31 protein-coding genes are annotated in these 24,904 nt (G+C 62.3%); 12 read left to right on the plus strand and 19 right to left on the minus strand.

Annotated elements, in window-relative coordinates; all coding sequences use genetic code 11:
- Window positions 1-441 precede the first annotated feature (441 nt).
- Window positions 442-654 (plus strand): hypothetical protein, encoded by a 213-nt coding sequence (locus AAHB08_RS08030; protein ID WP_342058642.1) that lies wholly within the window; start codon window positions 442-444, stop codon window positions 652-654.
- Window positions 655-761: 107 nt separating this feature from the next.
- On the opposite strand, the gene AAHB08_RS08035 is transcribed toward AAHB08_RS08030, so the two are convergent.
- The 7 genes from AAHB08_RS08035 to atcJ all read right to left on the minus strand — a co-directional run bounded on the left by AAHB08_RS08035 (window position 762) and on the right by atcJ (window position 5,162).
- Window positions 762-1,526, minus strand: coding sequence for a CPBP family intramembrane glutamic endopeptidase (locus tag AAHB08_RS08035; RefSeq protein ID WP_342058643.1), 765 nt, complete (start codon window positions 1,524-1,526; stop codon window positions 762-764).
- Window positions 1,527-1,752: 226 nt separating this feature from the next.
- Window positions 1,753-2,127, minus strand: coding sequence for a hypothetical protein (locus AAHB08_RS08040; protein ID WP_342058644.1), 375 nt, complete (start codon window positions 2,125-2,127; stop codon window positions 1,753-1,755).
- Between the two features lie 71 nt (window positions 2,128-2,198).
- Complete coding sequence (locus AAHB08_RS08045; protein ID WP_202047581.1) at window positions 2,199-2,450, minus strand: hypothetical protein; 252 nt, start codon at window positions 2,448-2,450, stop codon at window positions 2,199-2,201.
- A 201-nt stretch (window positions 2,451-2,651) separates the two neighbouring features.
- Entirely contained in the window at window positions 2,652-3,554 is a 903-nt protein-coding gene (atcC, locus tag AAHB08_RS08050; RefSeq protein ID WP_139438762.1) for a cold adaptation protein AtcC, read from the minus strand.
- Between the two features lie 10 nt (window positions 3,555-3,564).
- The gene (gene atcB, locus AAHB08_RS08055; RefSeq protein WP_342058645.1) at window positions 3,565-4,326 is read right to left on the minus strand and encodes a cold adaptation protein AtcB; all 762 of its coding nucleotides are present in this window, start codon (window positions 4,324-4,326) and stop codon (window positions 3,565-3,567) included.
- A gap of 13 nt (window positions 4,327-4,339) precedes the next feature.
- Entirely contained in the window at window positions 4,340-4,870 is a 531-nt protein-coding gene (gene atcA, locus AAHB08_RS08060) for a cold adaptation protein AtcA (protein WP_139438756.1), read from the minus strand.
- Between the two features lie 7 nt (window positions 4,871-4,877).
- On the minus strand, window positions 4,878-5,162 hold the full coding sequence (atcJ, locus tag AAHB08_RS08065; RefSeq protein ID WP_025325592.1) for a cold adaptation protein ActJcold adaptation protein ActJ: 285 nt from the start codon (window positions 5,160-5,162) through the stop codon (window positions 4,878-4,880).
- Between the two features lie 361 nt (window positions 5,163-5,523).
- Between atcJ and AAHB08_RS08070 the strand changes: the two genes are divergently transcribed.
- Window positions 5,524-5,943, plus strand: coding sequence for an EF-hand domain-containing protein (locus AAHB08_RS08070; RefSeq protein WP_202047477.1), 420 nt, complete (start codon window positions 5,524-5,526; stop codon window positions 5,941-5,943).
- 79 nt (window positions 5,944-6,022) lie between these two features.
- On the opposite strand, the gene AAHB08_RS08075 is transcribed toward AAHB08_RS08070, so the two are convergent.
- Genes AAHB08_RS08075 through AAHB08_RS08090 form a run of 4 tightly spaced genes read right to left on the minus strand, consistent with a single transcriptional unit; the run spans window position 6,023 to window position 9,752 of the window.
- Window positions 6,023-6,550, minus strand: coding sequence for a protein disulfide oxidoreductase (locus AAHB08_RS08075; RefSeq protein WP_342058646.1), 528 nt, complete (start codon window positions 6,548-6,550; stop codon window positions 6,023-6,025).
- A 3-nt stretch (window positions 6,551-6,553) separates the two neighbouring features.
- A complete protein-coding gene (locus AAHB08_RS08080; protein ID WP_342058647.1) occupies window positions 6,554-7,285 on the minus strand; it encodes a DsbA family protein in 732 nt (243 codons plus the stop codon).
- Complete coding sequence (locus AAHB08_RS08085) at window positions 7,282-9,324, minus strand: protein-disulfide reductase DsbD family protein (RefSeq protein ID WP_342058648.1); 2,043 nt, start codon at window positions 9,322-9,324, stop codon at window positions 7,282-7,284. Before AAHB08_RS08085 ends, AAHB08_RS08080 begins: the two co-directional genes overlap by 4 nt.
- A gap of 50 nt (window positions 9,325-9,374) precedes the next feature.
- Window positions 9,375-9,752 carry a hypothetical protein gene (locus AAHB08_RS08090; protein ID WP_342058649.1) on the minus strand — a complete coding sequence of 126 codons (378 nt, stop codon included), beginning with the start codon at window positions 9,750-9,752 and terminating at the stop codon, window positions 9,375-9,377.
- Window positions 9,753-9,928: 176 nt separating this feature from the next.
- Here AAHB08_RS08090 and AAHB08_RS08095 point away from each other — a divergent pair, with 176 nt between their 5' ends.
- The 4 genes from AAHB08_RS08095 (at window position 9,929) to pspG (ending at window position 12,003) form a co-directional block, all read left to right on the plus strand.
- Window positions 9,929-10,657: a 1-acylglycerol-3-phosphate O-acyltransferase gene (locus AAHB08_RS08095; protein ID WP_139438739.1), complete on the plus strand. Its 729-nt coding sequence runs from the start codon at window positions 9,929-9,931 to the stop codon at window positions 10,655-10,657.
- A gap of 207 nt (window positions 10,658-10,864) precedes the next feature.
- On the plus strand, window positions 10,865-11,527 hold the full coding sequence (gene pspA / locus AAHB08_RS08100) for a phage shock protein PspA (RefSeq protein WP_163147997.1): 663 nt from the start codon (window positions 10,865-10,867) through the stop codon (window positions 11,525-11,527).
- A gap of 2 nt (window positions 11,528-11,529) precedes the next feature.
- Window positions 11,530-11,736 carry a PspC domain-containing protein gene (locus AAHB08_RS08105; protein WP_042649985.1) on the plus strand — a complete coding sequence of 69 codons (207 nt, stop codon included), beginning with the start codon at window positions 11,530-11,532 and terminating at the stop codon, window positions 11,734-11,736.
- Between the two features lie 48 nt (window positions 11,737-11,784).
- Window positions 11,785-12,003, plus strand: coding sequence for an envelope stress response protein PspG (gene pspG, locus AAHB08_RS08110; protein ID WP_139438733.1), 219 nt, complete (start codon window positions 11,785-11,787; stop codon window positions 12,001-12,003).
- A gap of 70 nt (window positions 12,004-12,073) precedes the next feature.
- Here pspG and AAHB08_RS08115 read toward each other — a convergent pair whose 3' ends face one another.
- Window positions 12,074-12,418: a GIY-YIG nuclease family protein gene (locus tag AAHB08_RS08115; protein WP_342058650.1), complete on the minus strand. Its 345-nt coding sequence runs from the start codon at window positions 12,416-12,418 to the stop codon at window positions 12,074-12,076.
- Window positions 12,415-13,308 carry an EamA family transporter RarD gene (gene rarD / locus AAHB08_RS08120; RefSeq protein ID WP_319916848.1) on the minus strand — a complete coding sequence of 298 codons (894 nt, stop codon included), beginning with the start codon at window positions 13,306-13,308 and terminating at the stop codon, window positions 12,415-12,417. Before rarD ends, AAHB08_RS08115 begins: the two co-directional genes overlap by 4 nt.
- A gap of 101 nt (window positions 13,309-13,409) precedes the next feature.
- Here rarD and AAHB08_RS08125 point away from each other — a divergent pair, with 101 nt between their 5' ends.
- The gene (locus tag AAHB08_RS08125; RefSeq protein WP_342058651.1) at window positions 13,410-13,991 is read left to right on the plus strand and encodes a uracil-DNA glycosylase family protein; all 582 of its coding nucleotides are present in this window, start codon (window positions 13,410-13,412) and stop codon (window positions 13,989-13,991) included.
- A gap of 1 nt (window position 13,992) precedes the next feature.
- On the opposite strand, the gene AAHB08_RS08130 is transcribed toward AAHB08_RS08125, so the two are convergent.
- Window positions 13,993-14,850 carry a DMT family transporter gene (locus AAHB08_RS08130; RefSeq protein ID WP_139438720.1) on the minus strand — a complete coding sequence of 286 codons (858 nt, stop codon included), beginning with the start codon at window positions 14,848-14,850 and terminating at the stop codon, window positions 13,993-13,995.
- Between the two features lie 91 nt (window positions 14,851-14,941).
- On the opposite strand from AAHB08_RS08130, the gene AAHB08_RS08135 reads away from it, so the two are divergent.
- A complete protein-coding gene (locus AAHB08_RS08135; protein WP_025325605.1) occupies window positions 14,942-15,832 on the plus strand; it encodes a LysR substrate-binding domain-containing protein in 891 nt (296 codons plus the stop codon).
- A gap of 97 nt (window positions 15,833-15,929) precedes the next feature.
- Here AAHB08_RS08135 and znuB read toward each other — a convergent pair whose 3' ends face one another.
- Together znuB and znuC are read right to left on the minus strand one after the other, a co-directional pair.
- Window positions 15,930-16,709 (minus strand): zinc ABC transporter permease subunit ZnuB, encoded by a 780-nt coding sequence (znuB, locus tag AAHB08_RS08140; RefSeq protein ID WP_025325606.1) that lies wholly within the window; start codon window positions 16,707-16,709, stop codon window positions 15,930-15,932.
- Between the two features lie 20 nt (window positions 16,710-16,729).
- Window positions 16,730-17,494: a zinc ABC transporter ATP-binding protein ZnuC gene (gene znuC, locus AAHB08_RS08145; protein WP_025325607.1), complete on the minus strand. Its 765-nt coding sequence runs from the start codon at window positions 17,492-17,494 to the stop codon at window positions 16,730-16,732.
- Between the two features lie 94 nt (window positions 17,495-17,588).
- On the opposite strand from znuC, the gene znuA reads away from it, so the two are divergent.
- Both znuA and AAHB08_RS08155 read left to right on the plus strand, forming a co-directional pair.
- On the plus strand, window positions 17,589-18,533 hold the full coding sequence (gene znuA, locus AAHB08_RS08150; protein ID WP_342058652.1) for a zinc ABC transporter substrate-binding protein ZnuA: 945 nt from the start codon (window positions 17,589-17,591) through the stop codon (window positions 18,531-18,533).
- Window positions 18,534-18,609: 76 nt separating this feature from the next.
- Complete coding sequence (locus AAHB08_RS08155; protein ID WP_111913433.1) at window positions 18,610-19,284, plus strand: transglutaminase-like cysteine peptidase; 675 nt, start codon at window positions 18,610-18,612, stop codon at window positions 19,282-19,284.
- On the opposite strand, the gene AAHB08_RS08160 is transcribed toward AAHB08_RS08155, so the two are convergent.
- On the minus strand, window positions 19,279-20,220 hold the full coding sequence (locus AAHB08_RS08160) for a TAXI family TRAP transporter solute-binding subunit (protein ID WP_342058653.1): 942 nt from the start codon (window positions 20,218-20,220) through the stop codon (window positions 19,279-19,281). The genes AAHB08_RS08155 and AAHB08_RS08160 overlap by 6 nt on opposite strands.
- Window positions 20,217-21,515, minus strand: coding sequence for a LapD/MoxY N-terminal periplasmic domain-containing protein (locus AAHB08_RS08165; protein ID WP_202047465.1), 1,299 nt, complete (start codon window positions 21,513-21,515; stop codon window positions 20,217-20,219). Before AAHB08_RS08165 ends, AAHB08_RS08160 begins: the two co-directional genes overlap by 4 nt.
- Before the next feature lie 270 nt (window positions 21,516-21,785).
- On the opposite strand from AAHB08_RS08165, the gene mepM reads away from it, so the two are divergent.
- Complete coding sequence (gene mepM, locus AAHB08_RS08170) at window positions 21,786-23,123, plus strand: murein DD-endopeptidase MepM (RefSeq protein ID WP_106885053.1); 1,338 nt, start codon at window positions 21,786-21,788, stop codon at window positions 23,121-23,123.
- Window positions 23,124-23,191: 68 nt separating this feature from the next.
- Here the strand turns inward: mepM and AAHB08_RS08175 are convergent, their stop codons facing one another.
- Window positions 23,192-24,136: a D-2-hydroxyacid dehydrogenase gene (locus AAHB08_RS08175; protein ID WP_342058654.1), complete on the minus strand. Its 945-nt coding sequence runs from the start codon at window positions 24,134-24,136 to the stop codon at window positions 23,192-23,194.
- A gap of 161 nt (window positions 24,137-24,297) precedes the next feature.
- Here AAHB08_RS08175 and AAHB08_RS08180 point away from each other — a divergent pair, with 161 nt between their 5' ends.
- On the plus strand, window positions 24,298-24,879 hold the full coding sequence (locus AAHB08_RS08180; RefSeq protein ID WP_163147989.1) for a YjaG family protein: 582 nt from the start codon (window positions 24,298-24,300) through the stop codon (window positions 24,877-24,879).
- Window positions 24,880-24,904 lie beyond the last annotated feature (25 nt).

Raw genomic sequence — 24,904 nt, forward strand, 5'->3', positions numbered from 1 at the left:
CCCGCGAGGGGATAAGGGGGCGCAGATCGCAGCGATTTTGGAATGGCGTGACAGCTACGCCCAAAGGTTGGCAGGCACCTGTCCCCTCTCCCCTTGGGAGAGGGCTAGGGTGAGGGGAGGTAACCGTAGGGTGCAATGAAATTGCACCACTATTGAATCCGCGAGGTTGCCGGTGCAATGCGCTTCGCTTATTGCACCCTACGTCCTTTCTCTTTTGCCTGCTCGCGACCGGATAACCGGTGCGGCCGATTACGCTTCGCTAATCGACCCTACTTGCCTCTGTTTTATTTAAGGCTCTGTTGCTGGTCGATGGCTTCTGCTGTGGTGGCTTGCTCTCCCCTTTGCCGATTGCCACAGGTCAAGGATTTGACCGATTTGGCCCCGCAAGTCGCCTCTGCTCGCTAACCTTGTAGGGAGCAGCACAGTGCCAGGAGGCCAAACATGGAAACGGAGCAAGCCATCGGACTGATCGAGGCCCACGGGGCCTTTCACGGGGATCACTACAGCTTCAACAGCGACGAGTTCGTGCAGTGGTGCGAGCAGGATACCCACCAGACCCTCAGCCTGGAGCAGGCCAATCACGAGCTCGCCCCCTTCTGCATCCGGGTCGGCTATGCAGAGCCGAGCAGGTCGTGGCGTTACTATCTCACCTGATCCCCACCTGACGCAGGTGAAGGCGAGGCAAGGGTCTCGCCTTTTCTATGGGCTGGGTAATGGAAAAAGGAGCCGTCAGGGCTCCTTTCCTGTGATCATGCACGGCCCTATATGCCGGCCTGGGCACCATGCAGCAGCACCATGCCGGTAAACAGCAGCCAGTCGTTGATGATATGCGCGCCGGTCGATACCCAGATGTTTTTGGTGATGATGTAGCCACTGAGCAGCACGATGCGGGCCGTGCCGATCACCAGAAAACATTGCAGAAAATTCCAGTCATAAGTGGGCAGGTGCATGGCCCCGAAGATAAGGGCAGTGGATAGCCAGGCGATGATGATGGCGGACTTGCGCGTCAGGGCGAGCTTGGTGTGACAAAACCAGAGGATGGCCAGAAAAGGCAGGATGGAGACCACCTCCTCGCCAAAGAGCTGAGGGGCCGTTTTTAAATAAAAGAGGATGCGCGCCGTATTGGGGGCCTCTGCCAGCATGGCGCTGACCGGGTTGTCACTCATCTTGAACAGCTGCTGCAGCACCAGGGCAACGGCGACCGAGACCAGAATGTTGACGACGGCGATCGCCTGCATCAAGAGGAGATCCCGCCCCGTCGGCGTTCGAAACAGCGCTCGCCATGCCTTACCCGCCACCATGGCGAGCACGGCCAGGGGGATGAGGGGGAACAGGATGGCGGATACAAAGCCGCCCGCCGTGGTTTTATAGAATGCAAGGTGCGCCGTCAGCACGGCGAACCCCAGTACTACCCCCAGCAGGATCAGCACCCAGCTGCGGCCAGACAAGGCATTCGGGGACTGGCGATAAAAGGGGAAGTCTCCGGCACTTTTGCGCTCAAAGCCAAAGCTATCGCCGTCGTTCAAACCCGGCATTGCTGCAGATTGGTGCTCACCCATGCTGACCCTCGATAGTTCATTCAGTTGGCATGGAGTCAACCCTACACTAAGTGGGGCACCTGGGTAGCCACGCCAGCCTCTTTATTCAAAGGCCGACCATCAAGCAGTTATCTCGGAGCTCCCACCTTCTTGGTCGCCGTGTCATTCAGCCCCTGGCACAGCCCCACCGATTTCACCCGGATTGCCGGTGCCATTAATGATTGAAATTCCAGGCGATGGGCAGCTCAAGGTCGAAGACAAGCTCGCCCCCTTCCAGACGAAAGGGGACGCTGATCTGGTGCTGCTCATATTCGTCGACGATGAGGCAGCACTCGAAGAAGTTGGATTCGTAGCTGAGCTGGGCCTTGCCTGTGGCGCCTTCGGCGTCGAGCGTTATGCCAAGCACTTGCGGCGGGTGCTCCTGGCTGAGGTTGACCGCGGGATTGCCCTCATCCACTAGCCGCTCCAGCAGGGGGAAGAAGTCCTGCTTGTGGGCATCTATGGCTCGGGCTATGGCTTGTTCCAACTCGGCCTGAGTGGCAAAGGGGCCCGCCAGCTTATATCGGGTCTGGATCCGCTCCTGGGTCATCTTGCTCTCCTTTTCGCTTGTGCCCGTTCCGGGCCTGTGGGTCACACCTTATCAGATGCGGGGGCAAAGCATCAGGCGGGGATGCGGCCGTTGCGCACCAGGGCCCGGCGGATATTTTTGCACATCTTGCCGAAGCGCTGGATCTCGTCGAAGGAGGGCGGAATACCGCGATCGATCTGGTATTGCCAGTAGCAGAGATCCGTATCCACCAGCTCCATCAGCTTCTTGGGGCAGCCGATGCAGCTGTTGTCCGGCCCGCACCTGAAGGTATCCGGTTGATAGAGCGGGAATTCTTGTTTCACGGCGTCGATGATCTGCTGCATGGCGGTGATGCGGTCGGGTTTTCTGCTCACGGCGTTCCCCTGCGGTCGGAATGGGGGAGCCATTATATCCCTGACAAAAGGTGGGCCAATGACGCTGAGGAGGTAGTTCGGCGGCGGCCGATGGCGGATAGCATAACGCCCGGCAAGCCGGGCGTTATGGGGACAGGCGGCCATGGCGCCATGCAAAGCGCCGACAGACGACTAGAAGTCGTGGTAGAGGGGCCAGCCGAGCAGGGGGTGCCTGAGCCCGGCGCGCATCTCCATGTTGTCGAGCTTCTCCGGGGAGGCGTTCTCCCGTTGCTGCTGCTGGTACTGGCGCACAAACCCCAGGGTGTGCAGCAGGTTCGGCACGAAGCCAGGGCTCAGCTCCTGGCGCAGGGCATCGGCCATGTCGGCGGGCAGCTCGGCGAGCATCAGGGCAAGCTGGGCGGCGAGATAGTCGGTATCGTACCAGCGCTCGTCGAGCTCAATCTCCCGCGCAAGTTTGCGCTTGAGATCCTGCTTCACCTTGAGGGGCGCGGCGCCGCTGCCCTTGCCGCACAGGATGCGGTAGAGCAGGGCCTCGGCCAGCTTGTCTTCCATGGTGGGGTGATCGCTCTCGCAGGCGAAGAAGTGCTGGTCGATGAGCCCCATCAGGCGGACCTTGTTGTGCTCGGCCAGCGCCTTCTCGTACTCCTGCCACCCTTGCCACTCCTCGATGTCGGGGGGGCTCGAGATCTTGTCCAGCAGCCTGGCATCCACGTCGCCATAGAGGCTGTTGCCCGTCTGTTTGGGGCTGACGGAGATCAGCATGGACCAGCCCTTCTGGAACGGCTTGATGGGCCCTTCCGGCGCCTGCAGCAGGGCCAGCGCCCGGGCCGTGTCGCGCCCGGAGAGCTCCTGCAATCCCAGGCTCACCACGCCGATGACGTCGTGGGCGGCCTGCTCCAGCAGGTGCATCTTGTACTTGTTGTAGTACTTGTCGGCGAATTTCAGGCTCATCAGCACCGCTTTGCCCTTGATGGCGGCAAGCTGCTGGGCGCTCAGGCGTTCGTTGTCGCGGCCAAAGCGCAGCACCTGGGTGAGGAAGGGGCCTTCGTTGGCCTCGCGGATGACTAGCTGCATAGGGCTCTCCTCAATCCAGGAAGCTGAACATGTCGTCCACTTCGTCGTACTCGTCGCTGACCTGGTTCTTCTCCTTGGCCTGCATCACCAGCTCGTTGGCGAACTTGTTGATGATGCCGTCCCAGGTGGCGTTCTCGCTGCGCAGCAGCGACTTGATGGCTTTCTCCACCTCGGGAGCCTGCTCGCGGATCAGCATCAAGAGGCTTCTCGGGTCATCCAGCGGGTAGTCGTGGGCATCCTCGCTCTGCTGGCGCTCGCTGTAGGCGAGGGACTCCTCGAGATCTTCCTCTTCGGCGTGCAGGGTGTCGCGATAGCCCTCTTCATCCTCGTAGCGATCGCCACGGTAGAACTCGATGAAGGGGATGGCGAGGTAGAAGAGACCGGCCGGGTCTTCGGCGATGCACTCCAGGATCTCGCGCTGCTTGGCCTCGTTGTCCTGGGTGCGGATCAGGTAGTTGAGGAAGTCGAAGGTGTGCTGTTGCAGCTCTTCGGCATTGTTCTTGATGGCCTCCTCCCAGTAGAGAGGCTGCTGGCAGACGATGTCGCGGATCCGCTCCGGGGTCATCAGCTCGGAGATGATGGACGGGAAGGAGATGTCGTGCTGGCCGTTGATCTGGGTCAGGGTGACGATATCAATGTTTTCAATGACTTCAGCCAATTGCTCGTCGGACATTGTCTTGGCGATCAGCTCGAACTTCTCGCTGGCCTGCTTGGGCTCGATCACGGCCAGCTCTTTGATCTCGATGGCGGTAATTTCTATCAGACTGTTCATGCTTTGCCTCAAATTAGAAACGCACTTCGTCGTACATGTCCTGATCGTCTTCCTCACCCTCGCCGCCATGATAGTCGGCGTCGGCATCTTCCCCGTCGTCGTCTTCGTCGTCGCGCAGCTCGTAGTCGTCATCGGCACGACGGCCACCGCGGGGCAGGGGGTTGTCCAGCAGGTAGAGCACGGCGCAGGCTTCGATCAACTGATCTTCGCTCTGGGCCCGCACCGCCTTGACCAGCGGCAGATCGGCGTTGTTGAACGCCACCGACACCTTGAACGCGTCCCATGAGGGTTGTACGCCGTCGGCGAGCCACCTGGCCCACTCAGGTTTCGCCTTGGGCGGGAACTGCACCCGGCCATAGAGGGCGAGCGGCAGGTATTCGGGCATGAACTCCAGCATGCTGATGTCGGCCAGCAGCAGGGCCTTCATCTTGCCGGTGAACTGCTCGAGCGCCTTGGGCTGATCCTGATCCCGGTAGGATTCGATGTTCTCGCCCGCGTCACTCATCAGCGCTTTGATGCGCGCCTGGTCCCATTTTTTTTGCATAGCGCCCTCAGGGGTAGAATTGGTCCCACATCTCCTGCATGGCAGCAGCGGGATCGGTCACGATGACGTTGTTGAAATCCTTGATAAAAGCGGCTCTCGCCTTGGGATCGGAAAGCACTTCGTAGGCCTTCTTCACCTGATGCAGCTTGATGGCTGCCTGCTCTTTCTCTTCTTCGCTCGCCCCGTGCAACTTGTCGGGGTGGTACTGGTTCGAGAGCCGTCGATAGGCTTTCTTGATGTCGTTTTCGCTGGCGTTGGACTTGACGCCCAGCACCCGAAAGTAGTTGTTCATGGCAGATCCTGCATCACTGGCATCATCAGAGTCACAATGCTGGCGCCTGATGGGGCTTGGGGGAACCAGGCACGGTAAAAACCCGTCATTTTAACGGAAACCACCGGCCACCGCCATGAATAGGACGCGATATGGCAGCGACCCGGGGTGGACACGGATCCCGCCCGTCACGGAGCGGCTTGTCAGCCCTGCAGACATGGAGGGTCCGGCATGGAGACTACACTGACAGAGGGTATCCGTGACGGGCGACAGTGTACTCATGCTGGAACCACATCGTCGGGCGTGCATGTGACAAGGAACCTGCCCTGGGGATAGGCATCAGGACCCGGCAAGGCCGGGGCCATCACAAGGAATAGACACCATGTTCAAACGTTATCTTCTGCCTCTGGTACTGCTGGGGGGCGTCGCCATCGCCGCCGATGAGAGCCTCGATGAGCCCTTGATGTTCATGAAGGGGGACATCACCAAGGCCCAGTTCATGGAGAGAGCCGAGCAGCGCTTCGCCCGGCAAGACAGCAACGGCGATGGCACCCTGTCGGTCGCCGAGAAAGAGGCCGCCATGGCCAAGATGCATGAGGCGATGAAGCAATCGGGCAAGGCCATGCCCGGCAAGATGGGCAACATGAGGCCGATGCAGGACACGACCAAGGCGCAGTTCATGGAACGCCATGAGACCCTCTTCACCAAGATGGACAAGAACGGTGACGGCGTGATCGACGAGGCCGAACGGGCCAGTGTCAAGGCCCGGCTCGGCCAGGGGATGATGTCACCGGCGCAATAGGGGCCGCAGCAAAAAGTACCGCCTTCAGATAAAAAAAGAGCCCGGTCGTCATACCGGGCTCTGTTCATTGTGATGGGGCTCAAGCCAGCCAGTCGGCCCACAGCAGCCGCAGCTGCAAGCCCCAGCGACTGCTCCAGCCCGTGGTGCTGCTCACCACCTTGCCCTCCTTGAGGATGAGGAAGCTGGGGGTGACGCTCACCTGCCAGCGGGCGGCGAGCGCACCCTGCTCATCGTTGTGGGTGGGGAAGCTCAGCCCCTTCCTGGCCATGCCCTGCTGCAACCTGGCGTCGTCGCCGGAGCGCAGCGCCACCGTCAGCACATTGCCGCCGTCCTGCCAGAGCTGCTCCACTGCCGGGGTAGTGAAGCGGCAGACGGCGCACCAGCTGGCCCAGTAGTAGACCAGCAGCGGCCGCTCCCGGCTCATGGCCAGCAGGTCGGCCCGGGTGCCATCTTGCAGGGTCAGCACTGGCAGCGGGCTCCCCTCCGGCAGCGCCGGACTGCGCCACAGGTCCAGCACGGTCGAGATGACCAGGGCAAACAGCAGCAGCCAGAGCGCCTCCTTGCCCCAGCGTCGCCAGCGGGGTCTGGGGGTTGTCGTCTCGGTCATTGGTTACCCCAGTTTCGCCAGTTCAGTTTTCACGAGCTGCTCGAGCTGCTCATAGGGGAGGGCACCCGGCACCAGCTGGTTGCCGATAAGCGTCGCCGGTGTGCCCTGCACTCCCAAGAGGGTGCCGATGCGCAGGCTATTGCGCAGCTCCTCGGTGGCCTTACCCTCGGGTTTGAGCGCCACATTGCCGGTGGCCGCCAGCGCCTTGTTGATGTCCGCCTCGGTCAGCATGCCCTGCTTGCTCATCAACTTGTCGTGCAGGGCGAGGAAGCGGGCCGGATCCTGCTGCCACAGGGTCAGGCTGTACTGGGCCGCCTTGGCTGAGGTCTGCCCCTTGAACGGCAGCAGCTTGATCACCAGCCCCAGATCGTTCGGGTAGGCCTTGAGCAGCCTGGCCACCGCAGGGTCGAACTGCTTGCAGTAGGGGCAGTTGTAGTCGGTGAAGAGCACCAGGGTCAGCTTGGGATTCTTGGCCCCCAGGCGCGGGCTGGTGGCGCTGTTGAACAGCACCTCTTTGTTGCCCTTGATGAAGTCGCCGAGCTGGGCCGCCTGATCCGCGGCGTTCTGTTTCTCCCAGGATTCGGCCGCCTCATCCAGGATCTTCGGGTTCTGGACCAGGGTCTCGCGGATGAGCTCCTTGATGCGGGCCTCCTGTTCCGGGGTGAAGGGAGCGGCGTGCAGGGCCGGGGTCAACAAGGTGCCCAGCAGGGTCAAAGTGAGCAGGGTCGGTTTCATTTGGTTTCTCCTTGAGAGGGGGCAATACCGGCTTGCGCCAGGGTGGCAAGCAGGGTCGATCGGTCCAGCAGGGGGGAGAGGATCTCGCCATCCGTCAGGCCGGGCCCGTAGATCTGGTTGAAGGGAATGGCCACGCTGCCGCGCTGGCGCAGGAAGCTGGCGATGCTGTCGGAGGGGCGGCTCCAGTCCCCGCGCAGGGCCACCACATCGGGGGCGCTCAGGGCCTGTTGCACGTCATCTCGCAGCAGTACGTTGAATTTGTTGGCCTTGCAGGTGATGCACCAGTCGGCGGTCACATCGATGAAGACCCGTTTGTTCTGGGCCAGTGCCAGTTCGATGGCCTGCTCCGAGAGCGGCTGCCAGTCGACCCTGTCCTGCTGGGGCCTGCCGTCCAGGGTGAAGGCGCCGCCGAGCAGCAGGGCCCCGCCCAGCAGGCAGCCCAGTGCCAGCCCCAGGGTCAGCGTGCGTATGCCGTGGCGCCAGACGACGGCCAGCAGCAGGGCGACCAGCATCAGTGCCATCAGGATCAGCATCCAGAAGGGGCCGACGTGGTTGCCGAGCAGGCTGAGCAGCCAGAGGCTGGAGCCCAGCATCATCAGGCCGAGCAGGGTGCGCAGGCGCCCCATCCAGCGGCCCGGCTTCGGCAGCCAGAGCGCCAGGCGAGGGACGGCGGCGATGAGCAGCCAGGGCAGGCTCATGCCCACTCCCAGAGCGGTAAAGATGAGCCAGAGCTGGCCCAGCGGCGCCCCGAGCGCAAACGCAACCGCAGTGCCGAGGAAGGGCGCCGAGCAGGGGGTCGCCAGCAGGGTAGCAAAGCAGCCCTGCAGGAAGTGACCCCCCAGCCCCTGGCCGCCGCTGGTGGCCAGACGGGTATTGAGGTTGCTCGGCAACCGCAGCTCGAACAGCCCCAGCAGGTTGGCGCAGAACAGCGCCGTCACCACCACCATGAAGCCGATAAACCAGACGCTCTGGAACTGGATCCCCCAGCCGACGGCCCCCTGAGTGGCGCGCAGCAGGGTGCTCATCAATGCCAGCGCCCAGAAGGAGACCAGAATGCCGGCACTGGCCGCCAGGAATTGCAGGCGCACCGGGCGGCGCTCCCGGCTCTCGAGCTGCAGCACGGATCCCAGCTTGAGGGCCAGCACCGGCAACACGCAGGGCATCAGATTGAGGATGAGGCCCCCCAGCAGCGCGGCTCCCAGCAGCCAGAGCAGCGACTGGCCGCCGCTCGGCAGGGTCAGGGGCTCACCTATGCGGACCTCGCTCTGCCAGGCCTGCTCGCCGCTCGCCAGCACCAACCCGAGTGGCTGATGACGGATATCGGGGGCATCCCCCTGCCAGCCATCGCTGACCGGAATGCGGGCGATCAGGGTGTTGCCCTGCACCTCCAGGCTGGGCTCGCCGAATTCTGCTCCCTCCAGGCGCTGGAGGAAGATCTGAGGATCCTGCCAGCCCTGGGGGTTGTCGGCGGTCAGCTGCAGCTGGTTCTGCCGGTAGCCCGCCTCGAGGGTCACAGTGCCCGGCATGGCCTGTGGCAGGGTGCTCATCGCCTTCGCATAGGCCAGGTCGAACCCTTCGGGGGCAGTGCCGTCCAGCGCCAGGGTGAAGGGGTAGTCGGTCAGGATGCAGACGTTGCTGCAGGTCGAGAGGCGCAGGGTGCCCGTCAGTGCCTCGCCGCCGCTGCGGGTGAGGCTGATGGGAAGGCTGACGTCCCCCTGATAGCCCTGGGTCGAGATGCCGCTGACGTCGAACCGCCTGGGCACTGGCCAGTGCCACTGCGCCGCTGGCTGGGGAGCATCCCAGAGGATCTCGGGGGCTATGCCGCCTTCCCCCGGGTTCTGCCAATAGGTTTTCCAGCCGGATTCAAGCTGCAGGCTGAGCAGCAACCGGGGGGCGGCGGGATCCCGGGTGTCAGCTTGCAGCCGCACCTTGGCGTGATCGTTCTGGGGGCTGGTGAGCCAGCCGGTGTCGCTGGCCAATCCCATGGATTGCCACAGCAGACCGCTCAGCAACAGGGCGGTCTTGATGATGTTTGACATGTGTTTGTCTCTTGAAAATGAAAGTCAGGGTGGAGAAAACCGCCGCAGACTCATTCCCGCCAGACGCAGAGAGTGAGGTGCAGTCGCCGTTCGGGAGGCGAAATGTTGATGGGAGGAGGAAGCGCAGGGGCGCGGCGCGACAGGGGCGCCAGCAGGGCAATCACGAAGGCGATGGCAAAGAAGATCTGCTCGGCGCAGAGCAGGTTGGCGGCACTGAGCCACTTGCCGTTGAGCTGGCAACTGCTGGGCTGGGGCGTCGTGGCTTGCCCCTCGTCGGCATCGGCGCTGGACGAGGAGAGGGGGAGCATCTGGCAGCTCAGGGCCTGGTCGAGCTGTGCCAGCCTGGCCAGGGGCTGGGCCGCACAGTTGATCACCAGGATGCAGACCAGCAGCAGGAGTCTTGTCGCCACGCGTTGTCGCAAAATCATGCTCGTCCTACCCTGTTGAATGGGGCATATCCTATCGATCAATGGTGGCGTGAGCAAGCTGGTGGGATTCGATACGACCACACGCTCCGTCTGGGGTGGTCGGTTCTGTCTGGCGAACGCTTGTTCGCTAAAAGGGGGACCAGTATACTGCGCCGAGTCAAATTCCGAGGTGTTCGATGCTCAAACTTGCCCGTGTGCTGCTGCTTACCCTGCTGCTCATCTTCTGGTTCGTGTTTGGTCTGTTGCTCTGTCTGGTGCGTCCGCGCCACCCCAACAACGTCTATGTTTTCGCCCGCATGTACCATGCCGTCTGCCCGCTCATCGGGCTCAAGGTCCGGGTCACCATTCCGGACGAGGTCAAGTCGGTGGGGCCTGCCGTCTATGTCTGCAATCACCAGAGCAACTTCGACATCTTCACCGTGACCGGCGCCGTGCGTCCCGGCGTGGTGGCGGTGGGCAAGAAGAGCCTGCTGTGGCTGCCCTTCTTCGGCCTCATCTTCTGGCTCTCCGGCAACGTGCTGATCGACAGATCCAACCGCTCCCGTGCCATCGGCACCATAGGTCAGGTGGTGGATCGCATCAAGCACCACGGCACCTCCATCTGGATGTTCCCGGAAGGGACCCGCTCCCAGGGCCGTGGTCTGCTGCCGTTCAAGGCCGGCGCCTTCCATACCGCCGTCCAGGCCGAAGTGCCCGTGGTGCCCATCGTCTGCTCCAGCTACTTCGGTCAGGTGGACCTGAACCGCTGGGACAACGGCGAGGTGCTGCTGGAGATGCTGCCCCCCCTGTGCAGCAAGGAGCACGGCGCCGCCGGCATCCGCGATCTGTCGGATACCTGCCGGGCCAGGATGGAAGCCAAGCTGGCGGAGCTGGATGGCAAGCTGGGCCATCGCCCGGCCGCCTGAGGCTGAGCCCAACTCCATGAAGGGAGCCGCTGGCTCCCTTTTTTATTGGTAAAAATCACCACCATGTTGGCAATTTTTACCAACTTATGACCTTGAGATGGCAATGCCAAGTCTCCATCTATCTGTAAAACAACAATAAATTATCTTGGCACGGCTCTTGTAATGCCATGGGAAGAGAGTGACATCCCATCAACAAGGAGCCAGACCATGAGCGTATTCAGCCGCCTGACCGACGTGATCAATGCCAACCTGCACAGCCTGCTCGACAAGAGTGAAGAGCCGGAGAAGATGCTGCGTCTGATGATCGAAGAGATGGAGCAGGTGCAGATCGAGATGAGAACCCAGGCCGCCCGCGTCATCGCCGAACAGAAACAGCTGGAGCGCCATCAGCAGGCGCTGCGCCACCAGATCCAGGAGTGGTCTGCCAAGGCCGAGCTCGCCATCCAGAAGGGACGTGAGGATCTGGCCCGTGCCGCCCTCACGGAGAAGCTGGCCGAGGTCAAGAAGTGCGAGCAACTGGAGCAGGACAAGGCCCGGGTGGCCGAGGTGCTGGCCCAGCTCACCGCCGACAGCGAGCGGCTGGCGACCAAGCTGACCGAGGCCCGCGAGAAGCAGAAGATGCTGACCCTGCGCGAACAGACAGCCCATAGCCGGATCCGTGCCCGCGCCCAGGTGGACAACCAGCGCATGCATGAGTTGATGGCCCGCTTCGACGGCTTTCAGGGCCGGGTCGATCAGCTGGAAGCCCAGCTGGAGGCGGCCACTCTGGGGCAGAATCCCTCCCTGGAGGCCCAGTTCCGCGAGCTGGAGTTGAACGACGAGATTGAGCGCGAGCTGGCCCGCCTGAAAAGCCGGAAGGCGGAGGCATAACCATGAGCCCCTGGCCCAAAGATCTGGCCCATCGCAAGCTGACCGGGGTCTGTGCCGGTCTGGCCAGGGGGCTTGGGATCTCGAGGGTGACGGTGCGGGTGCTGGCCTTGCTGGCGCTTATCCTGATGCCGCCCCTGGCCCTGGCCCTCTATCTGCTGGCGGTGCTGGTGATGCCGCCCCGTCGTGAATTGAAACGCTGGCTGGATTGATCCCCGGATCAGACCCGCTGGCCACTGCAAGCCTGTGAGGAGCACAACATGCTGGAATTTATCGTCTTGATGCTGGTGCTGGTGACCATGGCGCTGACCGGTTTTACCGTGCTGGCCATGCTGCTGGTGAGCGGGGTCTTCGTGCTGTTTGGCGCCCTGGCCGGCATGTTTGCCCTCGTCATCAAGCTGGCGCCCTGGCTGCTGCTGGTGCTGGCGGTGTGCTGGTTGCTCAGTAACAGGCGCAAGCAGTCGAACACCTACCGTTAAGCCTCCCTGCTATCGGATCCTTCCTTGGCCGCTGCTCCCAGCGGCCTTTTTTATGGCGGGAGCGACTGGTTCAGGGGGATGGAGCGATGGGGGCCGCGGCGGCGCTCAGCCAGGGTTGGCTCCAGTCGTGCCAGAGTCCGGGGTCGAGCACCAGGCGCTCCTTGAATGCCTTGCTCTGCTGCTTGAGGCGATACTCGAGGCGCAGCGCCTCGCCCTTGTCCGCCACCCCCTGGCGCCACACCAGGGTCAGCGGCCCCTTGCCACGCAGGGCGCGGGCGCCCTTGCCGCTCTGGTGCTGGCGCAGGCGCCGCTCGGGATCTGTGCTGATCCCCGCATAGAGCGAGCCCGCACCGGTGCGCACCAGATAGATAAACCAGTTAGCTGCAGGCTTATCGGTACAGGCGTCCGTCGTCATGACTCTTTCCACTGGACCCGGCCGCGCCTGAGCAGGTGCAGGGGCAGCAGGCTCACCAGCAGGCCGGCCCAGACGAAGGCGAAGCCCACCGATTTCACCGGATCCGGGATCTCCCCAAACCAGAAGATGGCGAGCAGGAAGGCGAGGCTCGGCTCTATGTATTGCAGCAGCCCCACAGTGCTCATGCGGGTGCGTGCCACTGCGTAGCAGAACAGCCCCACCGGCAGCAGGGTCGCGGGGGCAGAGCCCATCAGCAGCAGCTTGTCGGCCCAGTCACCGGCCATGAACTGGCTCATGCCGTGCAGGCCCAGCCATGCGAGGATCAGCAGGGCGACGGGAAGCTGGGCCAGGGATTCGAGGTAGAGGCTGACACCGGCATCGTGGCGCACCTTCTTCTTGATGAGGCCGTAGAAGGCGAAGTTGGCCCCCATGATGAGGGAGAACCAGGGCAGCTCGCCGTAGGAGAACAGCATGTAGGCCAGCCCCGCCAGGGCCAGGGCGACCGCCAGATGCTTCTGGGGGGTAAGCCGCTCCTTGAGGAAGAGCACGGCGAAGGCGATGTTGAACAGCGGCGTCATGAAGAAGGCGAGGCTGGTGGCCAGCACCTGACCCGTGGTCAGGCACCAGGTGAACATGCACCAGCTGATGGACATGACGGGGCCCGCCAGCAGGATGAGGCCGAGCTGGCGGGGTTCGCTGCGCAGGCGTGCCCAGGGGACCCGCACGCCGAGCAGCAGGAAGAGCCCGCCCAGCAGGACAACAGACCAGAGCACCCGGTGGGAGAGCAGCTCCCACATGTTGATCTCGGGCATGAACTGGTAATAGAGGGGCAGCATGCCCCAGAGCACGAAGGAGAGGGCCGCACTGCCGGGGCCCAGCCAGTTCTTCATCGCTTTCCGTTTATTAAATTAAACAAATGTGGCCGCATGATAAGTATCTGCCGCCGGTTCCACAAGCGGGATCCTGCCGGAAACTCTGTTACCATCAGGCCATGAACCGACTAGACCTGCTGTTTGAACAGATCCGGGACTGCCGCCTGTGCGAGGCCCACCTGCCGCTCGGGCCCAGGCCGGTGATCCGTGGCAGCGAGCGCGCTCGCCTGCTGATCATCGGTCAGGCGCCCGGTACCCGTGTCCATGCCAGCGGCGTCCCCTGGGATGATCCATCCGGCGATCGGCTGCGCCACTGGCTCGGGGTGGACAAGGCCACCTTCTACGACGAGTCCCGCATCGCCATCATGCCCATGGGGCTCTGCTACCCCGGCAAGGGCAAGTCGGGGGATCTGCCGCCGCGCCCAGAATGTGCGCCCACCTGGCACGACAAGGTGCTGATGCTGTTGCCCAACATAGAGCTGACCCTGCTTATCGGCCAGTATGCCCAGCGCCACTATCTGCGGGAGGCGGGCAAGGAGTCCCTTACCGAGACGGTGCAATGCTGGCGGGAGTATGGTCCCGGCTGGCTGCCGTTGCCGCACCCTTCCCCGCGCAACACCTTCTGGCTCAGGAAGAACCCCTGGTTCGAGCAGGAGGTGATCCCCCATCTGCAGCAGCGGGTTGCCCCCTTGCTGCTTTGATTCAGACCGCCGGCTCTGCCAGCGGTTTTGACTTGCCGCGCGCCATGGCGACCAGCGGCAAGATGATGCACAGGCACCCCAACAGCAGCGGCAGACCGGGCTGTTCGTCGAACAGCCAGACCCCGATGGCGACCGCCATCAGCAGGCCCGTGTACTCCGCCGAGGCGATCTTGCTCGCCTCCGCCTTGCGATAGGCCACCACGCACAGCCCCGCATAGACCATGATCAGCGCCGAGGAGCCGAAGGCGGGCCACCACATCTGCCACTGCCAGTTCCCCCCTTCCCACCAGGCCAGCGCCAGTATGAAGGGCATGCTCAGCACGTTGGTGAAGAACAGGGTCTGGGCTATGGGCTGCTTGAGCGGGATCCGCTTGATCAGCAGGTTGTTGACCGCCATGGAGAGCGCCACCCCGAGCGCCGCCAGGGCGGCCCAGTTCACCTCGGTCGGGCGCAGCACTATCAGCACACCGATGAAACCCACCAGGGCCGTCAGCACCTTCTGGCGCGACAGCGCCTCCCCCGCCAGCCAGACCGCGAGCGGCACCATCAGCAGCGGGGCCGCATAGAAGAGGGCGTTGGCGGTGGCCAGCGGCAAGCGGGTGAGGGCGACCACCATCAGGCAGACGCCGATGGCCCAGATGTGGGCCCGCAGCAGGTGCCACTTGATGGCCACCGGCGGGTTGCGCCGCCAGGACCAGAGCAGCCAGGGCGCCAGCAGGAGGGCGGCGGAGAGCTGGCGGAAGAAGACGAACTGGAACACGGGCTGGCTCGGCTCCAGCACCTTGACCAGTGCATCGGAGAAGACCGCCACCATGTTGCCCAGCACCAGATAGAGGATGCCAATCCCGACTGCATTCATACCACCTCCCACGTTAGATGAGGGAAGGGTAGTCTGACGCCTGTTATCCAGTAAAATGATAAAAAATCACCATCCATGAGAATTTTGGATAATGAAACTGCCTCCCCTGCGCGCCGTTCAATACTTCGAGGCGGTTGCCCGCCTGCTCAGCTTCTCCCGTGCGGCCCTGGAGCTCAATGTGAGCCAGAGCGCGGTCAGCCACCAGATCCGCCTGCTGGAGGACTTTCTGGGGGAGCGGCTGCTGCTGCGCCAGGGGCGACTGCTGTCACTGACCGCCCAGGGGGAGAGCTATTTCGAGGGGATCTCCGCCGGGCTCGGCCAGATAGCCCAGAGCAGCGAACAGCTGCGCGGCGGCGGCGAGATGCGGCTGCGGCTCGCGGTCTACAGCTCCTTTGCGGTGAAGTGGCTGATCCCCAGGCTGGCCGGGCTGCGCCAGCTCTACCCCGAGCTGGATCTCAGCCTCGAGATGGTGGCGGAAGATCCCGAACTCTCCGATCGGGTGGCGGACTGCTTCATCACAGTCTCCCCCCACGGGCGGGGCTATTGCCACGATCTCATCTATCGGGAGCGGCTCTTTCCGGTCTGCAGCCGTCGCCTGTTGCAGCAGGTTGAGGGGGAGTGGCCTGCCGCCATCTGGCAGTTGCCGCTGCTCTCGGTGCAATCCATCTACAAGGCGCGGGGGGAGGATTGGCAGCGCTGGGCCAAGGCGGGGGGGCTGGTGATTCCGGACGAGGCGCGGATGCACCACTTCAGCCATGTGCTGCTGGCGATGGAGGCGGCGGCCTGGGATCAGGGGGTGGCATTCGTGAACGACTACATGCTGCGACCGGACGATCCTCAGCTGGTGGCCCTGCCGGTGCACCAGCTGGAGACCGGAGATGCCTTCTACTTCACCTGCAAGCGCTCCCGGGCCCATGAGCCCGCCATCAGTAGGCTGCGCCAGTGGTTGATGATGGAGACGCGCCAGAGCATGCCGCTCTAGCCGGTTGGGCTGCTGGCTCAGGATGGACAGGGGGCAGGGGATGAACGAGGGGGCGAGATAGGGAGTGGCCTGACAGCGGGATCAGGCCACTCCAGGCTCAGGCTTTCTTGAACTGGCTCAGGATAAAGAGGCTGGTGGCGCAGACCACCACCGAGGGGCCTGCCGGTGTGTCCTGGTACCAGGAGAGGGTCAGCCCCCCCAGCACGGCGAGACAGCCGATCAGGGCCGCGAAGCCGGCCATCTGCTCCGGCGTCTGGCTGAAGCGGCGGGCGGTGGCGGCGGGAATGATCAGGAGCGAGGTGATGATCAGCGCCCCGACAAACTTCATGGCCACGGCGATGACCAGGCCTATCAGCAGCATCAGCACGCAGCGCAGCACATCCACCCGCACCCCTTCCACCCGCGCCAGCTCCTCCGAGATGGTCATGGAGAGCAGGGGATCCCACAGCCGCCACAGGGTGAGCAGCACCAGGGCGCCGCCACCGTAGATCCAGAGCAGGTCCATGGGCTGCACCGAGAGCAGGTCGCCGAACAGGTAGGCCATCAGATCCACCCGTACATTGTCCATGAAGCTCAGGGTGACCAGGCCCAGCGACAGGGCGCTGTGGGCCAGGATGCCGAGCAGGGTATCGGTCGCCACCTGCTGGTTGCGGCTCATGATCACCAGCAGCATGGCCATGGCGAGGCAGCAGACCACCACCGCCAGGGTGAGATCCACCTGCAGCAGTATGCCGAGCGCTATGCCGAACAGGCAGGCGTGGGAGAGGGTATCGCCAAAATAGGCCATCTTGCGCCACACCACGAAGCTGCCGAGGGGCCCGGCCAGCAGGGCGATGCCGAGGCCGGCCGCGAGGGCGTATAACAGAAAGCTGTCCACTTGAATGTCCTTAACTGCGCTTATGGATTGCGAGACGGCAGGCGGATGACGGGGACCTGCGGCTCATGATGATGGTGTTCGCCGTCGCAGTGGTGATGGTGGGTATAGACCGCCAGCACCTCCCGCTCCGGCCGCCCGAACAGGCGGGCAAACTCGGGGTGACGGGCCACGCTCTCCGGCTCGCCGTGGCAGCAGACGTGGCGATTGAGGCAGATCACCTCGTGGGTGCTGGCCATCACTAGGTGCAGATCGTGGGAGACCATCAGCACGGCGCAGTTGAACTCGGCGGCGAGCTGGCTGATGAGGGCGTAGAGCTCGATCTGGCCCGTGATATCCACCCCCTGGACCGGTTCGTCCAGCACCAGCAGCTCGGGCTTGACCAGCAGGGCACGGGCCAGCAGCACCCGCTGCATCTCGCCGCCGGAGAGCTTCTGCATCCGGTTGTCCAGCAGCTCCTGGGCGCCGACCCGCTCGAGCGCTTCCTCGATGGAGAGGCGGCTGTTCTTGCCGAGTTGCAGGAAGCGGCGCACCGTCAGCGGCAGGGTGGGATCCAGATAGAGGCGCTGGGGCACATAGCCGACCCGCAGATCGCGACGACGAATGATCTTGCCGGAGTCCGGGTTGAGCAGGCCCAGCACCAGCTTGCTCAGGGTGCTCTTGCCCGCCCCGTTGGGGCCGACCAGGGTGGTGATTTTGCCTTTGTTCAGGGTAAAGGAGACCTTGTCGAGCACGGACCGTCCGTCAAACGACAGACAGACCTCTTTCAGCTCCACCAGTTGGGTCATGACAGCTCCGGGGTTTACAGCCTGTGAGAGTTATAATATAACAGCGACGTTGGTTTGTTATATTATCACACACTCACTCCCTGACGAGACCTCTATGCGAATTCTTACACTGATCACTGCGCTGCTGGCGGTGAGTCTGCCTGTCCGCGCCCTCGAGGTGCTGACCACCATCAAGCCCCTTGGTTTCATCGCGGCGGCCATCACGGATGGCGTGAGCGAGCCCAGCGTCTTGCTGCCAACCGGTGCCTCTCCCCACGACTTCTCCCTGCGACCTTCCGATATTCGCAGCATCAACGACGCCGATCTGGTGGTCTGGGTCGGCCCCGAGCTGGAAGGTTTCATGGCCAAGCCGCTGGCCAATCATCCCCACAAGCTGACCCTGACCCAGGTTCCGGGGATGCCGCTGTTCAACTACGCGACTCAGGGCAGCCAGGATCCCGCTCATCATGACGACCACGACCATGATCACGCCGCCCATGAGCACGATGACCACGATCACGAGGAAGGCCATGAGGGGCATCACCACGAGGGGGTGGATCCCCATATCTGGCTGGGGCCGGCCCAGGCCAAGGTGATTGCCAGGGCGATCGCGACCGAGCTTGGCAAGCAGGATCCGGCCAATCAGGCCCGTTATGCCGCCAACCTGGCCGCATTCGATGCCAAGGTGGATGCCAAGGACAAGGTGATCGCCGAGCAGATGAAGGTGGTGAACCAGAAGGGCTATTTCGTGTTTCACGAGGCCTATGGTTACTGGGAGCGTCACTACGGCATGAGCTCCAGGGGCCACTTCACCGTGAGCCCGGAGCGTCGCCCCGGCGCCAAGACCCTGGTGGAGATCCGCAAGGCGCTTGAAGAGAAACAGGCGAGCTGCATCTATGCCGAGCCGCAATTCTCCCCTGCGGTGATCGAATCGGTCGCCCGCAACACTGGCGCCAAGGTGTTGCTGCTGGATGAAGTGGGTGAGCAGGTGCCGCTTGGTCCCGATGCTTATCCGCACTTCATGCAACAGCTGGCCGACGCCTTCGCCCAGTGTCGTTGAGGCATCCCAGACTCGCCCTATGGGGTGGCCGCAGCCAACTATACTGACCTCCAGCGTCTGATATGGAGTGTCAGCTATGAAATTATTGCTTGTCCCCACCTGCACCCTGGCACTGCTCTGTGCCAGTGTGCAGGCCTCCCGCCTGTCCGAACACATTGCCAGCCCCGAGCTGAAGGCAAAAATGCAGGAAGTCTATGGCGCCAGGGCTATCCAGCGTGCCGAGGCCTTTTCCCGCCTGCTCGCGCCCAGAGCGGGCACCACGGACCAGCAGAAGCTGGAACTGGTCAACAACTACTTCAACAATCTGACCTACAGTGAGGATCCCAGGCTTTGGGGGGACGAGGACTATTGGGCCAATCCGCTGGAATTCATCGGGGCCAGAGGGGGTGACTGCGAGGATTACAGCATCTCCAAGTACTACACCCTGATGGAGCTCGGCGTCGACGAGAAGAAGCTGCGGCTGGCCTATGTGAAGGCGATTCGCTACAACCAGTTTCACATGGTGACGCTCTATTTCCCGACGACCAAGTCCGACCCTCTGGTTCTGGACAACATCAATGGTCGCATCCTGCCCGGCAGCAAGCGCAACGACCTGCAACCCGTTTACAGCTTCGATGCCAAGAGCATCTGGGTCATGAAGTCACGTCGTGAGGGGACGCTGGCCGGGAGTGCCGATCGCCTGACCCAGTGGAAATCGATGCAGAGCCGCTTCTCCAGCGAACATCTGCGAGCCCCCCGTCGCCAGCTATAGCTTGCCTGCGGCTTTCAACTCCTCGAAATACCTTGCTGCCCCCGGATGTTGCGGGGCGTTCAGCACCGGGCCTATCTTGTTGCGCGCCTTGTGGAACAGGTTGGCATAGCCATAGGTCTGCTCATTGAAACTGGTCTGCTGGCTCAGCATGGCCTTGGTCAGGCGATAGGCGTCTTCCTCCGGCGTGGCGGCATTGGTCACCAGGGTGGCGGCGATGGCAAAGGTGGGGGTGGCTTTCAGGTTGCCGGGATAGATGCGGGCCGGAACCTGGCTGCGCTGGTAGTATTTGACGCCTTGCAGCAGTTGATCCCGGGTTGCGCCCTCGATGGCCATGAATCGGATGGCGCAGCGCTTGGATGTCTCCAGCACTATCCGGTTCGGGTGCCCCATCACCAACCCATAGGCATCGATCTGTTTGCTGCACAAGGCTTCGGACAGATTGGCCACGCTCTTAAGATCGAGATCCTGCTCCTTTGTCCCCAACACGTTGAACAGCGCCAGCGCCGTCTGGCGAGTGCCCGAACTCTTCAGTCCCATGTCGATGGGGGCCAGCTTGAGTTGCTCCAGGGTGGTGATGTCGCCATCGGCCCGCACCACTATGGTGAAAGGCTCGGCGTGGGTGGCAAAGAGGGTTCTCAATTCGGGCTGGGGTTGCTTGGCAAATGCTCCCGTGCCCTGGCTGGCCTGATAGAGCCAGTCAGACTGGACGAGGGCGTAGGGGGTGTCTCCGGCTTGCAACTGCCGCAGATTCTCGATGGAACCCGAGCTGGCCTGCGGTTTGCATTGCAGTGCGGGGTCGCTCTTGTGAGCCAGTCGGCAAAACTCCTTGATGACCTGGTAATAGATACCCTGCTCTCCCCCCGTGCCTATGGTCATGGACACAGCGTGCGAGCCGGGCTGCCACAGCAGGGCAAGTAATAGAATAGGGATTCTCATGATGCCTCCTGGCTGGCATAGCCATCGATGCCCCAGCTGCGCAGGGTATCCGTGTCGTTGATGTCGCCGGCTTCTGCCAGCAGGGTATAACCGGAGGCATGCAGACACTGGGAAAGCAGGTTCCAGTAGAGGGGGGCCTGGGTCAGCTGGCAGCTGATGAAGACCGGCTTGATGGGATCGAGCTTGGTCAGGTTGTCGTTGTTCATGGGCACATTGCTGAATGCCATCTCGACACCCTGGGCCTGAAGCGCTCCCAGACGCTCCTCGGCCAGGGGAGGGAAGCTTGCCAGATCCCAACGCCAGTCCAGGGTCTTGCCCCTGGCGCTGGCCAGGGTGGGGGCGAACTGTGCCCAGTCGGGATGATTGAGCAGGCTGAGGGGGAGCTGTAGCCCTTCCGCCTTCTGGGTCAGCCAGTCGTTGAGCAGTGCCCGGATCTCGTCCGGCGAGCTGTCCGTGGTGGGGGGGGTCTGGGGCAGCAACCGGCTATAGAGCCGGATGTTTCCCTGAGTTGAGAAAAAGTGTTGCAGGTACATGCCGTTGGCGATGTCGGTCAGTCCCGCGAGTTTCTGATGGGCTTGCAGGTTGTCATGTTTGCCGAGCTGGGTGATCTTGAGTCTTTGCTGCAGCAGATCCCGCTTGCGCTCGGAGACCAGCTGGTTGATGGAGACCACGACCTCCTGCAACTCGCGAAGCCATGGGGTTGGCAGATTGCCGCTGAACTGGCGTTTGCGGATCTGCACCAGCTGCAGGCTGACCTGTTCGAGGGGACGCAGCAGGCGGCTGCACACCCAGGTGATCACCAGGGTGAATACCAGCAGCCCCGCGAGCAGTGCCAGTCCGGTGCGGCTGATGGCGTTCCATAGGTGTTGGTAGGCGTACCCTTCGTGGCCCTCGAGGGTGAGGGTGCCCAGAATGCGCCAGCCGTCGGTGAGCTCCTGCTCGATCTTGACCGGTGGCATGTGGACGACAGCCGGCAGCCAGCCGGGGATATTTTGCTGGGCCGTGTGGAAGACCTTCTGGAACAGCAACTGGCCATCGGGATCCAGCAGCGTGACCGAGCTGACGAAGCCGCCATCGAACATGGCGTTGACTATGGTTTCCGCCAGCACCTTGTCATCGTTGAGCAGGGTGCCCTGCAGCACCAGACCCAGGGCCGTGATGGCCGTCTCCAGGTTGGCCGACATCTGATCGAGGATGGACTGCCGTACCGTGGTGATCTCCAGCATGAGCAGCAGGATGGCACCAATGATGAACAGGATCAGGATGATTACATTTAACAATCTTGCCAATGACATATCCACTCCCTGGAAATGTTTTTGCAACATCTGATGGTCCGGGGGGGAACGCAACCGGACTTGGTTCTTAAAAATAGAAAAAAATGGCTGAAAAAGGCGATCATTTCTGCCCATGCAGGAAGGTTATGCATAAAATGTAAGTTTCGTGCATATCGCGATGAACTTTTTGTAAGTATTTAGGTCTAAAACCCAGATATTCGGTTTTCATAATAAAAAATCATAAAAACAGACCCACAACTACCACCCTTAGATCTAATAACAGGATAGCGGATGAAACGTCTCCGTCCCTTGGTAGCGCAGGCTGCCAACTGGGAACCCCCGGTTCCCCGCAAGCATTTTTACGCCATGCTATTGCTCACGGCCATGACGCTGTCAGCGGTAGCCGTATTGCCAGCTCCAGGTGACATCCTTGAGCGGCCATTGCGTCTGGAGTTGCCGATTGCCACCACTGGCACCGCAACCAACGAAGACAACACCGACTTCAACGACATCCCGGATCACGAACTGGTGGAAGCCGCAGCGCCGGAAGATGACATTCCGGCCGATGCCACGCCCCAGTGGCAGGACTACCGGGTGCGAAACGGCGAGAACCTGACCACCATCTTCAACAACCTGGGCCTCTCCACCACCACCCTCTACAAGGTGCTGGATGCGGATGCCAAGAACAATCTGGCCCGCCTCAAGCCCGGCCAGACCATAGAGTTGCTGATCGATCAGGACAACATACTGCAGCAGCTGAAGATCCGCCTGAACATCAAGCAGACCCTGGTGCTGGAGCGTACCGACGACACTTACAGCGCCAACATGCTCAATGAAGAGGTGCAGTGGCAGCAGAAGAGCTATGACGGTGTCATCAATGGCAGCTTCTACGTCAGCGCCCGCAACGCGGGGATCCCGGCCAACCACATCCAGAAGATTGCCAACCTGTTCCAGTGGCGCCTGAATTTCGCCAAGGATCTGCAAAGAGGCGACAAGTTCAAGGTGTTGGTGAGACAGGAGACGGTCGAGGGCAAGAGCACCGGCAACACCCAGCTGCTGGGCGTCGAAGTGTTCAGCCAGGGCAAGACGGTATCTGCCTGGCTGTCGGAAGATGGCAACTATTATGATGGCCAGGCGAACAGCCTGGAGCGTGGCTTCCGCCGGTATCCGACCCATAGTCGCTACCGGGTCAGCTCCAACTTCAACCCGGCCCGACGCCACCCCATTACCGGCCAGGTCCGCCCCCATGAGGGGACTGACTTCGCCCTGCCGGTGGGGACGCCCGTGATGGCGACCGGCGACGGTGTCGTGCTCAAGGCGACCCGCCATCCCCTCGCGGGCACCTATGTGGTGATCAAGCATGGCCGCACCCTGATGACTCGCTATCTGCACCTGAGCAAGTTGCTGGTCAAACCCGGCCAGAAGGTGAAGATGGGGGACAAGATAGCGCTCTCCGGCAACACGGGTCGCTCTACCGGTGCCCATCTGCACTACGAGGTGCGAGTCAACAACCGCCCGGTGGACCCCATGAAGGTCAAGCTGCCGATGGCGGAGCCGCTCTCCGGCAAGGACAAGCGCCAGTTCCTTGCCAAGGTGAAGAGCTATCGCAAGGAGATGGAGGCGGGTTGATCCCCCCCTCTGCGGATACAAAAAGGCCCCGCCAATCTGGCGGGGCCTTTTTTGCTGCTGGCCTGGACTCAGTAACCCTTGTCGAAGTCGATGCGGCCATCGAGTTGTTGGCCGTCGATGAAGCGGATGTAGTTGCGGATGAAGATCTGGGCCACATCTTCCGGGAAGCTATAGGCGCTGTTGTGGGGGGTGATGATGAGATTGGGCTGATGCCAGAGCGGGCTGTCGGCGGGCAGGGGCTCCTGCTCGAACACATCCAGCACCGCAGTGCCCAGCTTGCCGCCGCGCAATGCTGCCAGCAGATCCCCTTCATGTACCGCATTTCCCCGACCGACGTTGAAGAAGATGGCCCCCGGCTTGCAGTGGTTGAAGCGATCGGTGGTGAACAGATGGCGGGTCTCGCGGGTCGCTGGCAGCACGCTGACGATGGCGTCGGCCTGGGCCAGCATCTTGTTCAGCGTCGGCAACTGATACACCTGATCGAAGCCCGCGCGCTCATTGCCACTGTGGCTGATGCCGAGCACCCGCATGCCGAAGTGCTTGGCGGTGTGGGCTATGTGCTGGCCTATGCTGCCGGTGCCCAGGATCAGCATGGTGCGTCCCTTGAGCCCCTGATAGGGGTGGCTCTGCCACAGTCGCTGCTGCTGTTGTTCGCGGTAGAGCGGCAACTGGCGCGACAGGTTGAGCAGGTGGCCGAACACGTACTCGCTCATCAGCGGCCCGAAGATGCCGCGTACATTGGTGAGCAAGTAATCGCGGCGGCAACTGGCATCCAGCAGCACGTCGACCCCGGCGTAGGTGGACTGGAGCCAGCTCAACCTGTCGGCTTTGGCTAGCAGGGGCTTGGCCCGTGCCGGTTCGGCCATCAGGATATGGGCATCACCGATCAGCTTCTCGGCATCGCTCTGGTTGTCGGCCCGCAGTATGTGCAGATGGGGAAGGCGGGCGGCCTTGAGCAGGCGTTCATAGTGGTTGTTATCCTGGCTGAGCAGAAGCAGGGTACGTTGGCTCATACTCTTGTTCCTTATCATGTTTGCGGCACGGCGGAGGGGGTGTCTGCCCTCATCTTACCCCAGTTGATCGGGCAAGATAGTCGACCAGGGCGCTTTTTCGTTTTCGCCACGCCCCTCGTGGGCTACAATCTGCCCCACATTTTGCAAAGGATCCGACTCCAGTGTTTGGTGACAAGTTTTATAAGCGACTGGCCGAGCTGCAGCCTTGGCAGCAGACCGTCTACACCCTGGCTCTGGCAGAGCGCATGTACCCCAACTATGCGCTGTTTACCCAGGCCTCCGGCTTCGGGGATGCGAAGGCATTTCGCCACGCGTTGGATCAGATGTGGAATTACCTGACGGTGAAGGGCTCCCGCGTCAATCTTGGGGCGATCCTGGAGGCGTTTGAAGTCTATATTCCCGAGCCTGGCAAATTTGAGTCTTACGGGGCCTACCCGGCGCTGGATGCCTGCGTGGCGCTGGGCTGTGCCTACAACTCGGTGATCTGCCGGGTGGGTGAAGAGGCAAACGATGCCAGCCATGCCTCGGTCGGTACCGTGGCCGGTTTCATCGAGATGCTGGAAGAGCGGGATCTCAGTGACGAAGAGCTCTACGAGCATGAGTACATGGAAGCCGAGCTGGAGTTCCAGGTCGAGCTGCTAAAGCGGGTCGCCCATGAGCGCGACAGCGATCGCATCCTGGCTATCCGCACCTTTGCGGCCCAGGGCGGCGTCTCCAACATAGGCATCAGCCTGGAAGAGTGATCTCCCCGCACGCTTCCCATAAAAA

Source organism: Aeromonas sp. OTU364 (assembly GCF_038440395.1).
Classification (GTDB): Bacteria; Pseudomonadota; Gammaproteobacteria; order Enterobacterales; family Aeromonadaceae; genus Aeromonas.